This window comes from Actinocrinis sp. (assembly GCF_035938995.1).
GTDB lineage: Bacteria > Actinomycetota > Actinomycetes > Streptomycetales > Catenulisporaceae > DASZGI01.
The window spans coordinates 1-15,178 of record NZ_DASZGI010000120.1; the positions used below are offsets into that span (position 1 = coordinate 1).

The window sequence follows — 15,178 nt, forward strand, 5'->3', positions numbered from 1 at the left end:
CCAGGAGTCCACCGTCACATAGCTGGAGGCCGCGGTGGAGTACTGCTCGGTGGCGATCGAGGTCAGGCGCACGGTGGAGAAGTACGACGGCGAATAGCTCGTGCAGGTCGTCCCGGAGGCGCACACCAGGTCGTAGGGCACGTCCGGCCAGTTGGCCTTGGTGCTCGAGTTCAGCGGGTCGCAGGTCCCGGACACGCACCGGCCCCCGGTGGCGAACGCCACCTTGTCCGCCACCGTGCCATAGGCGCCCCCGTCGGTGAACCCGTAGTCGATGTGGTCCAGGTGCGCGTCGCGTACGTACGGGGTCGCGTTGGTCGTGTTGCCGTTCTGCGCGTAGGCGTTCGTGTCCTGCTGGTAGTAGTACGCCATCGCGTTGCCGTGCAGATCCTTGACATAGTCGAGGTTCCACCGGTACTCCATCGTGCACCACGAGGACGACCAGTTCGCGTTGTAGCAGGGATCGGTGAACGGCTGCTTCGTGGTCGAGTCGGCCGGATTGTGCCCGGAGTACACCGGTTCGGACTGCACGGAGCCGGTGACCGGCTGGCCCGTGGACCAGCCTGGCAGGACGTTGCGTCCGAAGCTGAACACCGTGCCGGTGCGGTCGGTCACCGTCCAGTACGAGTCGTCGTAGGTGCCGGTGCCGTTGCCCGCGTTCGTGTGCCGGGTGACCACCTCGCCGTTGTCCACGGTGGGCTTCCACACGGCGCTGTCGCTGTTGCAGTCCGCCGCGCACACCAGCGAGGTGGTCGAGCCGTCGAGCGAGAGGGTCAGGACCGGCCCGTCGTAGCACATGTCCCCGGTGGACTGCGTGGCGGCGGCGCCCTCCGGGGAGTCGGCGCAGGAGGTGAACGACTGCTCGATGTAGCTCTCGGGAGTCGACCAGCCGTCCCCCAGCCAGTTCGCCTGCGCCTGGGTCGCCGCGGTCTGCCCGTCGACGCTGCCGGAATCGTAGGAGAGGCTGACCGTGGGCGCCAGCGAGGAGGCCGCCGGCGGCACCGCGATCGGGTACGAATACGTGAACGACCCGGACGAGCCGCCCGCGGACCAGGATCCCGAGGGCTTCAGGCTCGTGGCGGCGTACGTGCCCCCGTTTCCGCCGCCGTCACCGCCCGAGGGCGAGGTGTCGACGCCCACCACGAGGGTGCCGGCCGGCTGCGCTGCGTGTGTCCCCTGACCGGTCTGCGACGGTGCGGCCGTCGCCGGGTCCAGGGTGATCTGCGCCGAAACCGTGCGCGCGGCCGGGTCGTTGGTCGAAGACAGCGGGGTCTCGGTGCGGCAGGCGGCCGCCTGCGGGGTGGTCAGCGCGCAGGCCGGCAACGCGACCAAGCGCAGCCGGGAGCCGTAGTTGCCGCCGTAGGCCTGCGCGAACGACGAGTAGTCCACCCCGACGTTCACCGCGCCGCGTCCACCGGCGGTGGGCGTGACGGTGAAGACGACCCCGTCCACGCCTGCTTTCAGGGCACTGTCATGCGATGCGACGCCGACCCGGACCCCGGACGGGCCCTGATACGACCTGCTCGCGGGCTCGACGGACCGGAACCATACCGGGGTGCCCGCGGCATACGTCGCGGTGCCCAGCGTTCCGGCCGCCGGCGGCGCGAGTTGAGCAGCCGGCTTGGCCAGGTTCGAGCTCGCGGCGCCCGGAGCGCTCAACGCGGCGGAACCGCCGGCGGCGGCGGGCCAGTGCACTGCCGTGGGCACGGCGTTCACGGCGGGTGCGGCACCAGCGGCCGCCGGATGCGGCGTGAACGGGTGCACGGCCACCGGCTGGCCGAGATCGACGGGCGGAAGACCCGGCGCCGCCGACGTGTACGGCGCAGGCTGGGCGGCGGCGGACAGGACGAGCGGTGCGGCCAGCGCCACCGCCGCCAGTCCGTCCAGGACCGCGGACCGGCGCCGCCGACACAGAACCCTGAGATTCTCCCAGGCCGAAACGCGCATAGCGATACCCCCATGCGAACGAAGCGATCTTCCCGCATCCCGTACACCGCCCGGGCGCCGGTCCCCGTTGACCAGCCACGACAGGCAGCATTCGGACGGTAGCCGACCGCCACCCGCCCAAGGTCACGGAAAGGCAAAGATCCGGGGGGCTGTTTTCAGCGGACGACTTTGCATGCGACCCGAGCGCGCGGAGACCACTCGGTTGCGTGGCCCAGATCTGGAAGATGAGCAACCGCGGGAGGTAGCGTGCGCAGCGCGGGGGAATTTCGCGACAAGCCCCTGGCGCATTCCACGTCGCATGAGCATGGGGGATCCATCACTGATGCGCCCTAATACACGACTGCCAAAAATCGGGCCTCTTTTCTCGAGCAGCCTCGCACTCACCGTTGCCGCAGGCCTCCTGATCGGCACATACGCGGCACAGGCTCCTGTCACACACCACGTGGCGACCACGCCTGCCGCCGACGCCTCAAGCAGGGCACTGACCGCCGCACAGGCATCGGCCCAGGCCAAGTCGACCGGGCGGCCGGTAATCGCCGACGCCATGACCACGGCCACCAGCCGGACCACGGCGAACCCCAACGGCAGCTTCACCCTCGACACCTCGCCCAGCCCGGTGCGCGTGCGCAAGAACGGCGCCTGGGTCGGCCTCGACGCAACCCTGATCCGCAACGGCGACGGCACCTACTCCCCCGCCGCCACCACCGGCAGCCTGGTGCTCTCCGGCGGCGGCAGAAAGCCGCTGGCCGTGCTCACCCTCGGCGGCCGGCAGCTCTCGCTCACCCTGCCGACCGCGCTGCCCGCCCCCGCCGTCTCGGGCGCCACGGCCACTTATAGCAATGTCCTGCCGGGCATCGACCTGGTGGTCACGGCCACCTCCCAGGGCGGCATCAGCGACGTGTTCGTCGTCAAGACCGCCGCCGCGGCGGCCAGCCCCGGACTCGCGGCCCTGATGAAGACCGGCGTGTCCGCCATCGGTCTGAAAGTCGCCACGGACGCGGCCGGCAACCTGGCCGCGACCGACCCGGGCGGCCGGGCCGTGTTCACCGCTCCCGCCGCCACCGCCTGGGACTCGCCCACGGCGGCGGCGCACTCGGCGGGCGCCGCGTCGGGCGCGGCCGGTCCCTCCTCGTCGAGCGTGACCAGCAGCGGGCTCGACCCGGTCAGCGGCGCGCCGCTCGCCTCCTCCGTCAACGGCCCGGGCGAGCGCGCGCGCACCGCGTCGCTCTCGGCGTCGTATGCGGCCGGCACGCTGACCCTGAAGCCGCCATCGTCGCTGTTGACCGGCGCCCCTCACCTGCCGATCTACATCGACCCGCCCTTCGGTCCCAGCGTCTCCGCGTGGACCATGGTCAACTCCGCCTTCCCCGACCAGTCCTACTACGGCGTCGGCACCAACAGCCGTATGCAGGTCGGCTTCAACGGCTGGTCGGCACCGTTCTTCACGGCCCGCTCGTTCACCACGCTGGACCTGTCCGGCCTGCCCGCGGGAGCCGTCGTCTCTTCGGCGCCGAACAACGCAGAGGTCAACTTCTTCGAAGACGTGGCGCCCTCATGCAACGCGTCGGAAGTGGACCTGTACCAAACCGGCCCGATCTACGGCTCCGGTTCCCAAACGACGACCTGGAACAACCAGCCGAGTTGGGGCGCCTCGCCGATCGGCACCGCCGACGTCGCCCACGGTTATTCGGGCTGCGCCGCCGCAGGAGTCGGATTCGACCTCAGCAAGACGGTCAGCTCCCTCGTCGCGGGCGGCGGAAGGAGTCTGACTCTCGGGCTGCGAGCCACCGCCGCCGACGAGGGCAACCCCAACTCCGGCGGCAACGCCTATTCCTGGAAGCAGTTCAACGGCGACGTGCCCCACGAGACCACGACGAACGCTTCCGTCACCTACGACGTGCCGCCCAACGCCCCGGGCGGGCTGCGCACCAACCCCTTCACCACGTGCGCGGGCAGCGCCGTCGGCGACACCGGCATGACCCTGTACGCCCAGGTCTCCTCGCCGGTCGGCAACTACCTGTACACCACGTTCAACCTGTACAAGACCAAGGACGGCTCGAAGACCAACCTGCTGACCTCGGCGAACAACGTGCCCTCAGACGTGTACGCCGGCCCGTCCGGACAGCTCGCGGTCATGACCCTGCCCGAGTCCTTCTTCAAGACCCTCGCAGGCGGCGCCGCGACCTCGTTCACCTGGCTGGCCCAGTCCACGGACGGCACGCTGGCCGGCCGCTGGTCGAACACCTGCACCTTCGTCTGGGATCCCACCCGGCCCGGCGCACCGGGAATCGCGCCGACCGCCAACCCGCCGACGGGCACCGTCGACTGCCCCCTTGTTCCGACGATGCCCACACACCCGATCGGCAGCGCCTGCAGGTTCACCATCTCCCCGCCGAACGGCGCCAACATCAGCGGCTACGTCTATCAGGTCGATGACGCCGCACCGGTGACCGTCACCGCCGGCGGCTCCGCCGACATCACCGTCATCCTGCCCAGCATCGTCAATACCCTGACGGTCAGTGCCCTGTCAGCGGGCGGCAACGTCGGGTCCTCCTCCACCGTCTGGTTCGACGGAACGACGTTGAACCCCCCGGCCGCCGACGGCGACGTCAACAACGACGGCACCCCCGACCTGATCGTCCCCGGCCAGGCCGGCAGCGTCTTCCCGCCCGGCCTCTGGCTCGCCACCGGACACGCCGACGGCACCACGGCCACCCACGCCGTCAACGTGGGAACCGCCGGCCTGTTCTCCACGGTCCCCACCGCCACCAGCCCCGGCGAATGGAACGGCGCCCAGGCGATCACGGGGAACTTCTGCGGCAACGGCGCCCAGGACGTCATGGCCTACTTCCCCGGCTCGTACGACGCGAGCACCAACCCGCACGGCGGCGGCGGGGCCATCGTCTGCTCCAACGGCGACTCATCGCCCTTGGACACGAGCAACCCCGTCAACGGCAAGCAGTACACCGTCACGTCGTCGAGCATCATCGACTCCGTCGGCAACGGCGCCACGCAAGTCGCCAACGCCGGCAACACCTCCGGCGCAGACACCGGCGAACCCGACCTGCTCGCCACCATCAACAACCAGATTTACCTGTTCGACGCGGGAGCACCCGGCACCTACACCAACAACCAAACGCCCAGCACAGCCTGCACGCTCTGCGACGACCTGACGACCCTGAACACTCCCGACGGCACACAGGACTGGAACTCGTGGACTGTCACGTCCGCGCAGGACACCCGCGGCGGCACCACGGCCACCGATCTTTACCTGTGGAAGCCCTCTACCGGAGATCTCTACCTGTGGGCGGGGCTTGGGCTCCCCACCGGCAGCGCCTTCCCCAACGCCACCACGCTGGCCTACACCCAGTACCAGATCGCGACCGGCTGGAACACCGGAAAGACCCTGATACTGCGTGCCGCGGACATCAACCGCGACGGCATCCCCGACCTCTGGGTCACCGACCCGTCCACGGGCATCGCCACCGCGTATCTGCTGCCGGCCCTCGCAGCCTCCACCCAACTGTCCCCCAGCGCGACGACCACGCTGAACACGTCCGACCACGCCTGGCTCTTCCAGGACATCGGCACGAATCAGTCGGGCGCACAGCTCACCACCACGGCCGACTCGACCGGCGGCCTCAACCTCAACGGAGCCGGCGGCACCGGCAACGTCGTCTGGAACACCGGCGACCTCTACAGTCCCGACGCGCTGCTGAACACCAACTCCGACGGAACCGTGGACGCCGGCGGCACCGGCACGCTCGACGCGTCGGGGTCCGCGGTCAACGTCTCCAGTGACTTCACCGTCTCCGTGCGCGCACGGCCCGCCGCCCTCGGCGGGGTCATCCTCTCCCAGGACGGCGCCCACTCCTCCGGGGTGACCCTCTACCCCGACGGCTCCGGCAAGTGGTACTTCTGCCTGGCCAAGACCGACAGCACCACCTGGAACTACGATTGCGCGTCCGGCGGCACCGTCCAGCTCGGACTGTGGAGCCAGATCACTGCGACGTACAACCACAACACCGGCCTGATGACCCTGTACGTCAACGGCGTGGACGTCGCCACGGCCAGCCATGCGCCGGTCACCGGCTTCGGCGGGAACTTCCACGTCGGCGACTACCTGTACGACAACGCCCCCACTGCCCACTACGCGGGGCAGGTCACCGACATCCAGGCATGGAACCAGGTCGTGCCCCCCGCTCAACCCCAAACCGCGGGCAGCGCCCTGGTCACCGTCACCCCCACCCGGATCCTCGACACCCGCCACGGCACCGGCGGCACCACCGGCCCGATCGGCCCCGGCGTCACCGTCCCCCTGCAGATCACCGGCACCGCGGGCGTCCCGAGCACCGGCGTGACCGCGGTCGCCCTCTCCGTGACGGCCACCGGCGCCACCGGCAACGGACACCTCACCGTCTACCCCGACGGCACTGCGCAACCGGACACTTCCGCGGTCAACTTCCCCACCGGCAACGCGGTGACCAACGGCGTGATCGTCCCGGTCGGCGCCAACGGGAAGATCGACATCAACAACTCACTGAACACCGGTACCGGCAGCGACCAGATCATCGCCGACATCACCGGCTACTTCACCACCGACACCGACGCCACCGGCGCCAGCGACTACAACCCGATCACCCCGGTACGCGCACTGGACACCCGCAACGGCACCGGTGCGCCCAAGGCACAGATCGGCGGAGGAAAGTCCCTCCAGGTCACGATCGCCGGCACCAACGGCGTCCCCGCCGCCGGTGTCACCGCGGTCGCGATCAACTTGACCGCCGTCAACGAAGTGACCGGCGGCCCCCTGATCGCCTATCCCGACGGCATCGCCACCCCGACGACCACCGCCGTCAGCTTCAACACCAACGAGCCGACCGCCGCGATGAGCATCCTCCCGCTCGGCAGCGACGGCAAGATCGATCTCTACAACGCCTCCGGTGGCGCCACCGACGCGATCGGCGACATCGTCGGCTACTACACGACCGTCGCCACCACCGGACCGAACGCGCAGATGTACCACCCGCTGGATTCGACCCGTCTGCTCGACACGCGACTGCTGTCCAAGCCGGTGGCTTCCTACAGCGCCTATCCGTACCAGCAGAGCGTGGTCAGCGCCGTCAACCCGACCCTCGTCGTCAACATCACCGCCACCCAGGAAACCGTAGGCGGTCTGCTGACACTGGTCCCGGGCGACTTCGCCAGCTACACCCAGCCCCCCACGTCCACCCTCAACTACGCCAGCCTCAGCATCGCCAACCTCGACCTCGCACAGACCACGAACAACTACTTCACGCTCTTCAACAACAGCGCCGGAACCACGCACCTGATCATCGACACCAACGGCTACTTCGCCGGCTACTGAGACCAGCCAATCGGTGCGGGTCGGGCACCTGTCGATCAGGCGCCCGACCCGCACTGCCGCAAGAACCCGAATCATCAAACCCCGTATTTTCCGTTGCGGTGTGGTACTCGAAATCTCGTCACCGCACCGTGTGACTGCGCACGAGCAGCTCTCTGGCAACACTTTCCCAAGCTCGGGAGTAAATCCGCGCGATTCGTATGAGCGAGTCCGCACAATGCTCTGGTGCGTCACCGATGAGTTGCCTGGAGACCGCCAGAGTCGCCCTCTCCTTTTCCAGCAGCCTGACCAAGGTGCGGCCCGTGTCGTTGAAGCGCAGCGACGGATCTCGGCAAAGTTGCGCGATGATGGCGTCGAGCCCCATCAGCGGCGCCGCGCCGGGATCGGCTCCACGGGCCGCTCCAGGGGTCGTGCTCACGCCGACGGCCGTCAGCGGCTCGGCGGAAGACGCGCTTTCACCGACGACCTTCTCGGGCCGGCGGTCCGACTGCGGAACCGGGTTCAAACCGGCCCGTACGCGCCGACGCACGTCCTGAGCGGTAGAGACCGAGATGCCTGCCGCGCAGGCGACATCTCTGACAGACGCATCAGGCCTTTGAGTGAGCACCTCGATCGCTCGCAGCCGCCCCGCGGATCCGTCGAGCGGACGCGAGCGCCCGTCACGCCCGACTCTGGCGTTCGACTGCGCACCGTTCGCGGTCGAACGGCAGCGCAGCGAGCCGACCGTCTTCGTGGCGAGACCGACGACCGACGCGATCATGCGGTCGGACCAGTCCGGATGCGTCTCAAGGATGCGGTTCGCCGCGCGAACCCGGTCGCGCCGGTCCAGCGGCAGGCCATGATGGGTGTTCATGCGGACGGCGAGTACGAATATGTCCTCCTCGTCGCCGTCGTACATGATCGCTTCGACGCCGCTCTCGCCCCTGAGAGCTGCGGCACGGACGCGGTGGGCACCGTCGATGACCCTCATGCTGGTGGAGTGCACGAGGATCGGGGGCAGGTCGCGGGGGGATTCCGCCAGCACGCGCACGTGGTCGTGGTCCTCGCCGGCGGTCCGCGGCGAATCCGCGACAACGAGCCGCGACAGCTCGACGAAGGCCCGGCGGCTTCCGCGTAGTCTCTCCTCCAACCACAGCGCCGCGTCGTCCGGCCGCTCGCCGAACTCCGTGGCGCCACGGCGATGCTCCGCAGACTCGCTTGTCGTTGCCGCTGAATGCATCGGACGCCACCTCGGAGATTGACAAAGACGTACGGGACCGGGCGGGTGAACAACGGCCTCTCACCTCGCCGGTCTCTCTTGAGACACCTCGGCGAGCCGACTACGCGAGGCCGCGGCCGGGGCCCACGTCGACGCGCGGTGTCGTTGCGCGAAAGACGATCACTTCGCCACGGTCGTCGCGGCGCAACCAGAGTCGCCGTAGTGCGTGACATCAGCGTGATAAACGCGTTGTACGCGATGTCGCGACATGTAGCAAGGCGCGATGCCGCCTTGCGGGGCCCTACTGTCGCGATAACACTTCTTGATCCAAGGTGAAGCGGTCGTCATCCGCCATCGGTTGTGCGGGCGCCGGCTTGATGCTTCCTCCCCCAAGCCGACCAGTGCGGATGGCGCTCGAGTCATGTCTACAGTTTGATGAGAAGGGTGGCGAGCATATGGCGAACCTCGAGCTGTCAACGGGACGATGAACTCCTTAGCCGCCGCCGCGCGGCGCTATGGCGCACCGCTTCAAGGAAGACGTACCTTTCCGCTCCCTGGAACGCCTCCGGTATCTCCCGGAGCAGCGCCAGACCAGCCTTGTCCCCCGGTCCCGCCCTCGCTACGGCCGCCGCAGCGGGCCCCTGCCCCCGCGCGGAGTCCGTCCCCGTGCCGTACATCGTCAATCCACTCCCTAAGTCCATTCGCCCCGTGACGGTGCCCGCATCCAGGGAACCAGCGCGGTGCAGCCGGCTCCAGGAAAAAGACCGGAACTTTCGCGACGGCGCCGGCCGCGTCGTGACCCAACGAGGTGGTGATCGCGCTGGTCGCAGATACCGATGGGTTTCGCATTGCAGCAGCCCGATCGCGTCGTAGGTGAAGGTGGTGGAGTAGCCGGTCTTGCCCTGGTCGATCAGCGCGTTGACGTTGGCGCTCGCAGGTCATGGGCAGCAGATTGCCGGTGCCGTGCATGGCCGATCAGTGTCCGCGCATCGGCTAGTAGAGTGATCACCTGGACGCTTACCAGCCGCCTTCGGGGGGTTCCGCCGTGCAGTTCGCCGAGTTGCTCAACACCGAACGCCGCGCCCGCGGCCTGACCCAGGAACAGCTCGCCGAGCGGGCCGGGGTCAGCAGCCGGTCCATCCGGACCCTGGAATCCGGCTCGGTCAAGCCGCGGCGCGGCACGGTCGAGGCGCTGGGCTCGGCTCTGCAGCTCGACCCGGGCCAGCTCCAACTGCTGCTCTGGGCCGCCGGGTTCGGCCTGCAGTACCGGGCGACCGGTTCCGCGCCCCTCGCGGCCCGCCCCGTCCCGGCCCAACTGCCGCGGGACCTGCCCGACTTCGTGGGCCGGGCCGACACCACTGACGCCCTGGCCGGGGAGTTGCTCGGCGCCGCGGCCGGGCGGCGGGCCGGGGTCGCGGCCATCAGCGGGCTCGGCGGCCTGGGCAAGACCACGCTCGCCGTGCACATCGCGCACCGGCTGCGCGCCGCCTTCCCGGACGGGCAGCTGTTCGTCGACCTCGGCGGTGGCCTCGGGCCCGGCCGCGACCCGGACGTGCTGCTCGACCGGATGCTGCGCGACCTCGGCGTCTTCATGGTCGACATCCCCTTCGGCGTGGCGGCCAAGTCCGCCCTGCTGCGCACCGTGACCGCGGACCGCCGGATCCTGTTCGTGCTCGACGACGCGCACGACAGCGCACAGGTGCGCCCGCTGCTGCCCGGCTCGGCCGGCTGCGCGGTTCTGATCACCAGTCGGCGGTACCTGGCCGCCCTCGACGGGGTCCGCCATGCCGGCCTCGAGCCCTTCACCGCCGAGCAGGCCGGCGAACTCGTCGACCGGGTCCGCGCCGCCACCGGTCCGCGCCCGGCGGACGGGCTGCGGACGGCAGACCTGGCCGGCGTGCTCGAACGCTGCGGCGGGCTGCCGCTGGCCGTGCGCATCGTCGCCGCCCGGATGGCCGGGCCGGTCGACGCGGGCCGAGCCTCGTTCACCGCCGCCCTCGACCGCCCCCGAGCCTGGCTCGACAGCCTCGAAGTCGAGGACGTGTCGGTCCGCAACACCATCGCGGCCAGCATGAGCGCGCTCGACGGCCACGCCCAGCGCGGCGTGCTCGCCCGACGCGCGCTGGGCTTCTTCGGCCGCTGGCCCGGCGGAGCGCTGCCGGCGCCGGTCGTCGCCGTCGGACTCGGCGTCCCGACCGCGGCCGGCGAGGCAGCACTCGACTACCTGCTCGAGCTCAGCCTGGTCGAGCGGACCCCCGGATCGGCGACCGCAACGCCGCGCTACCTGCCGCACGACCTAGTCCGGGTCTGCGCAGCGGAGCAGGACGAAGCCGCAGCGGCCGGGCCCGACGGTGCCGTATCGGCGGCGGACCGCGCCGCCGCACCAGCCAGGAGTATGTCCGTCGCCTCGTCCACCGCTCCGGCCGAGGACCCGATCCGTACCGTCTTCGACTGGTACACCCACGCCCTCGACCGCGCGGTGGCCGTGTTCGCGGACTACTTCATAAGACCCGAACTGCCGCCCGGCACGCCGCCCGACCTCCCCGAGTTCACCGATCGCCCCGCCGCCCTCGCCTGGTGCGAGGCCGAGTACGGCAACGTGCTCGCCCTGGTGCGCTACGGCGCGCAACACCGCTGGGACACCTCCACCGCCCGGCTGTCCCTGCTCGCCATGCCGTTCGGCGAGCAGATGATGCGGATGAGCGAGTGGATCGAGACCCACCGGATCGGCCTCGAATGCGCACGCCACATCGGCGACCGCCACTTCGAGGGCCGACTGCTGACCGGGCTGGCGGCAGCCTACCGCTGGAGCGCCTGGTACGACCTGGCCGCCGAGGCCGCGGACGGCGCGCTGACCGTCTTCCGCGAACTCGGCGACCGGGCGCGCATCGGCGTGTTGCTGGTCACGCGGGGCCGGATCATGCAGCACCTCGGCGACCATCCCGCCGCCGCCGCTGCCTTCACCGAGGCCATGGAGTTCCTGCGCGGCGGCGAGTCCGGGCCCTACTGGTACGCGTCGGCGATCAACGAGCTGGGCATTTCGCTGACCCGCGGCGGCGACCCGGCGGCCGGCGCGGCCCGCCAGCGCGAGGCCCTGCAGGCCGCACGCGCCGCCGGGCTCGGGCACTATGAGCCGGTCGTGCTGCTCAACCTCTCCATATCCCTCACACTCGCGGGTGACCTGGCCGCGGCCACCGAGGCCGTCGAGAGCGCGGAGGCGGAGGCAGGCCGGCTGAGCCAACCGGTCCTGGTGGCCGAGATCCTGCGGCAGCGCGGCGAGATCGCCGCCGCGACGGGCTTCATCGGCCGCGCCATCGCCCTGCTGCGCGAATCGCTCGCCGGGCTGAGCGGCCAGGACGGCCCGGAGGCGGACGAGATCCGGGCCCGGCTGGCCGAACTGGTCGGGCTTGAGCACGTGACCGGCGCGGACACCTACGGGATCTGAGCTTGAGGGGAACGGACACTGCGCGGAATGCCGCGCCACACCGCGATTGCGCCGGCCCGCTTTCAGCGTTCGACCGCGACTGCGGTCAAGTCCACGGGTACTCCGCCCAAGCGCAATTTGTAGTCCTGGGCGCCCTTGAGGAAATCGAACCGCAGACCGCTGTCGAGACTGCGTTCCACGAGAAGGGAGACCAGCACCACGCCGGGCGCCAGGCCCGACTCAGCCGTCAATGACATGTCATATGACATGTTGTAGATATAGGCGGTGTCCCTGTGCCGCAGCATGATGGCCGACGCGAGCGGGCGGCCCGAGGCCCGAAGCTCCACGACGTGGCCGGTGTCGGCGGCGGCGAGTTCGGTGAGCACCGCCCTGAGGAAGCCGCCGTAATCGGCCACGAATCCGCTCGTCGCCGCACTCGCGCAAGCCTTCCAGGCCAGGAGCCGTTCCAGCAGGTCGAGTACTGTCTCGGGCGTGGACGCGACGAGTTCGAGCTCGCCGACCGCCTCGATCAACCGGTTGCGTTTGCGAAGTACGTCCGCGCGGCGCTTGGAGTTCAGGCCCGCGAGATAGCCCTGCGGAGCCTCGTCGATTCTCGGAGCCTGGTCGTAGGTGCCGGCGACAGCGCTCGGCGCTCTGCGCAACGCCTCGTCGATCATCGCCTGAGCCGCTGCGTCGTCGTTCACGAGCCCGGCGAGGTGTGCCCGGGACCAGGGCAGGCCGTCGAACATCCACTCGCCCAGCGCGGCGGCGACTTCCTTCTCCCGCCCGGCAATCGCGATCGGCCCCATGTAATCGACGACGTCCCGGCCTCCGGCGAAGGACAGGAGATCCGCGTCCACTTCGAACGCGCAGATCCCGACGATGTCTTCGTCATCGACGACCCTGGCCGTGACAAGCCGGGATTCCGGGTTCTTCGCCAGCCTGTCGCGCCACCAAGGCAGCAGAAAGCGACTCGCGTGGAACGCAGTCCCCTGCGACACCGCGAACCCGTCCCACCAGGGGGCACTGAGCGCACCGTCACCGAACTCAGCGAAAACCTCGACGTCTCCCATGGCTCGACCGCTGCTCCCCACCTTGGGCCGTCGTGTGGTCTGTGCGCAGCTTGTTAAATCAGTGGTTCCCCTAGAGCGTTCCCGTGGCGGCAGATGCGAAAACGCAGCCGTCGATACGGCGCGTCGGCTCGCGTTCGACAGAGAATCGGATACGAGGCGGAGACGGGAATTGAACCCGTGTGCAAGGCTTTGCAGGCCTCGTCCTAAGCCACTCGGACACTCCGCCGACGAGGGCGACCGCGATAAAGCGCGGCCGACCCGAAAAGGGACGTTCAGAAGAGAGGGCGAACCCGCCGTCAACAGCAGGTGTGCCCGAGACAGCCCGCACACAGCGCGCTGGCCTGCCGTCGCAAATCGACGTGCAGGCGGGCGACGAGCAGCTCGCTACGGACCATGCTAAGACTTTGACACGCAGCGCGCACCACGTCAACGGCCTATCGGTCGTCGCCACTCCGACGCTCCCCGGCTCTCAACACGAGCGCTCACATGATCGCGATGAGAGCCGCATCGCGATGTTGACGCCCCAATCCCGTAACGCATAACGTGGACAATGACGTCGAGTATCGCCGTTAAGGCGAAGTGGTCGCGGGTCTGGGAATTGGAGGCGGATCGTGCAGCATGCGTGTGCACCGATCGCCATCCCTCCCGGCGGTCTCAGGGTCCTGTCGTTCTCGCGACGGCGCCACATCGATCTGCAGCGTGTCACCAGCTGCCTGTGTCGCTCCTCGCGCTGACACGACCACTCGCCAGGCGCTGCTGACAGCGCCGTCTTCGTGAGACTCCCCGCCGGCCGTTGACATGGTCGCCGCGTTCACGCTAATCCCCGCCCCCGCGGCGTCGGGGCGTCGGGGCGTCGGGGGCGACCATCGGCCGCACATGATCGAGACGATTCCATGAGGGACGGAACATGACTGTCCAGGACGTCGCTGTCGACCTCGAGACGTTTGCCCGCGAGTGGCGGGACTGGCGCAGCCGGCAGCAGGCCCAGTTGGCCGACGCACACGGCTTTTTATCCATCACCAAGCGCGCCGGCCACGACATCCTGCGGCCACGCCATCCCGAAAACCGGCTGCCGGTCGCCATCGAGGCCGGCGAGAAGATCCCTCGCGGGCACCGGCGAGTCACCGGATGAACACTCCGCCAGCCGTCAGCACACGCTTGTCCCCGACTCCGGGCGACCATTCCGACGTTGACTCGCATACGGCGAGCGAATTTCTCTGGTACATCCCCAACACCGTCGAACCGGGCCACCGCGGCGATGACACGACGTCGGGCTGGGGGTCCATCGAATACTCGACCGAGCTCGCCCGGGCGGCGGAAGATCACGGCTGGAGCGGCGCACTGCTCGGCACCGGCTGGGGACGCCCGGACACCTTCACCGTCGCCGCCGCGCTCGCGGCCCAGACCACGACGTTCAAACCCCTGATCGCGATCCGCCCCGGTTACTGGCAGCCGGCCCATTTCGCCAGCGCGGCGGCGACACTCGACCAACTCAGTCGCGGACGCGTCCTGGTCAACATCGTCAGCGGGCTGGACAACCCGGCCGCGTACGGCGACACACGCACCGATCCCGCGCAGCGATACGCCAGGACGCAGGAGTTCCTCCATCTGCTGCGGCGCCTGTGGACCGAAGAGAACGTCACGTTCAGCGGCGAGCATTTCCAGGTCTCCGGATCCACGCTCGCTCCCTGCCCCTACGGCACCGGCGAACGAACACATCCGACCCTCTATTTCGGGGGCGCATCCGAAGCCGCCGAACGGGTGTCGGCGGCTGAGGCCGACGTGCAGCTCTTCTGGGGCGAACCCCTCGACCTGCTCGCCGAACGCATCGACCGGCTCACCTCGCTCAGTGGACAACTCGGCCGTCGGCACAAGCCGCTCGAGTTCGGGCTGCGCATCACGACGCTGGTACGCGAGACCACCGAGGAAGCGTGGCGCGACGCGCAGAAGAAGGTCGAAGAGCTGGCGACCGGCGCCGGCGAGGGCAGCACCTGGACCGGCAACCGCAGCACGGCGGTCGGACAACAGCGGCTCTTCGACCTCGCCGAGCGCGGCGAGGTACTCGACACCTGCCTCTACACCGCCCCGGGCAAGTACGGTGGCGGCGGAGCGGCGACGACCTGGCTCGTCGGCTCCCCCGACGACGTCGCCGCGGCGCTGCGGAACTACCGCGA

The 15,178-nt window shown here is 69.4% G+C and carries 8 protein-coding genes, 1 tRNA gene and 1 pseudogene; 5 read left to right on the plus strand and 5 right to left on the minus strand.

Annotation, left to right across the window (positions count from 1 at the left end):
* Positions 1 to 1,944, minus strand: a pseudogene (locus VGZ32_RS08005) (sugar-binding protein); the annotation flags it as partial.
* A 442-nt stretch (positions 1,945 to 2,386) separates the two neighbouring features.
* Between VGZ32_RS08005 and VGZ32_RS08010 the strand changes: the two are divergent.
* Entirely contained in the window at positions 2,387 to 7,312 is a 4,926-nt protein-coding gene (locus tag VGZ32_RS08010; protein ID WP_326885232.1) for a hypothetical protein, read from the plus strand.
* A gap of 118 nt (positions 7,313 to 7,430) precedes the next feature.
* Here the strand turns inward: VGZ32_RS08010 and VGZ32_RS08015 are convergent, their stop codons facing one another.
* Positions 7,431 to 8,528 (minus strand): ParB/RepB/Spo0J family partition protein, encoded by a 1,098-nt coding sequence (locus VGZ32_RS08015; protein ID WP_326885233.1) that lies wholly within the window; start codon positions 8,526 to 8,528, stop codon positions 7,431 to 7,433.
* Positions 8,529 to 9,552: 1,024 nt separating this feature from the next.
* Between VGZ32_RS08015 and VGZ32_RS08020 the strand changes: the two genes are divergently transcribed.
* A complete protein-coding gene (locus VGZ32_RS08020) occupies positions 9,553 to 11,952 on the plus strand; it encodes a helix-turn-helix domain-containing protein (protein WP_326885234.1) in 2,400 nt (799 codons plus the stop codon).
* Positions 11,953 to 12,014: 62 nt separating this feature from the next.
* Here the strand turns inward: VGZ32_RS08020 and VGZ32_RS08025 are convergent, their stop codons facing one another.
* The 3 genes from VGZ32_RS08025 to VGZ32_RS29010 all read right to left on the minus strand — a co-directional run bounded on the left by VGZ32_RS08025 (position 12,015) and on the right by VGZ32_RS29010 (position 13,399).
* Positions 12,015 to 13,004 carry a GNAT family N-acetyltransferase gene (locus VGZ32_RS08025; protein WP_326885235.1) on the minus strand — a complete coding sequence of 330 codons (990 nt, stop codon included), beginning with the start codon at positions 13,002 to 13,004 and terminating at the stop codon, positions 12,015 to 12,017.
* Between the two features lie 154 nt (positions 13,005 to 13,158).
* Positions 13,159 to 13,230: transfer RNA gene (locus VGZ32_RS08030), tRNA-Cys, on the minus strand.
* 70 nt (positions 13,231 to 13,300) lie between these two features.
* On the minus strand, positions 13,301 to 13,399 hold the full coding sequence (locus tag VGZ32_RS29010) for a putative leader peptide (protein WP_414642506.1): 99 nt from the start codon (positions 13,397 to 13,399) through the stop codon (positions 13,301 to 13,303).
* Positions 13,400 to 13,615: 216 nt separating this feature from the next.
* On the opposite strand from VGZ32_RS29010, the gene VGZ32_RS29015 reads away from it, so the two are divergent.
* The 3 genes from VGZ32_RS29015 to VGZ32_RS08040 all read left to right on the plus strand — a co-directional run.
* A complete protein-coding gene (locus VGZ32_RS29015) occupies positions 13,616 to 13,738 on the plus strand; it encodes a putative leader peptide (protein WP_414642507.1) in 123 nt (40 codons plus the stop codon).
* A 173-nt stretch (positions 13,739 to 13,911) separates the two neighbouring features.
* Positions 13,912 to 14,136 carry a hypothetical protein gene (locus tag VGZ32_RS08035; RefSeq protein WP_326885236.1) on the plus strand — a complete coding sequence of 75 codons (225 nt, stop codon included), beginning with the start codon at positions 13,912 to 13,914 and terminating at the stop codon, positions 14,134 to 14,136.
* On the plus strand, positions 14,133 to 15,178 hold a 1,046-nt coding region (locus tag VGZ32_RS08040), incomplete at its 3' end, for an LLM class flavin-dependent oxidoreductase (protein ID WP_326885237.1). The genes VGZ32_RS08035 and VGZ32_RS08040, both read left to right, overlap by 4 nt.

Excerpts from the sequence above, each read along its gene's own strand:
- VGZ32_RS08025 (WP_326885235.1), bottom strand. The coding sequence starts at position 13,004 with ATGGGAGACGTCGAGGTTTTCGCTGAGTTCGGTGACGGTGCGCTCAGT.
- VGZ32_RS08015 (WP_326885233.1), bottom strand. The coding sequence starts at position 8,528 with ATGCATTCAGCGGCAACGACAAGCGAGTCTGCGGAGCATCGCCGTGGC.
- VGZ32_RS29010 (WP_414642506.1), bottom strand. The coding sequence starts at position 13,399 with ATGGTCCGTAGCGAGCTGCTCGTCGCCCGCCTGCACGTCGATTTGCGA.
- VGZ32_RS08035 (WP_326885236.1), top strand. The coding sequence starts at position 13,912 with ATGACTGTCCAGGACGTCGCTGTCGACCTCGAGACGTTTGCCCGCGAG.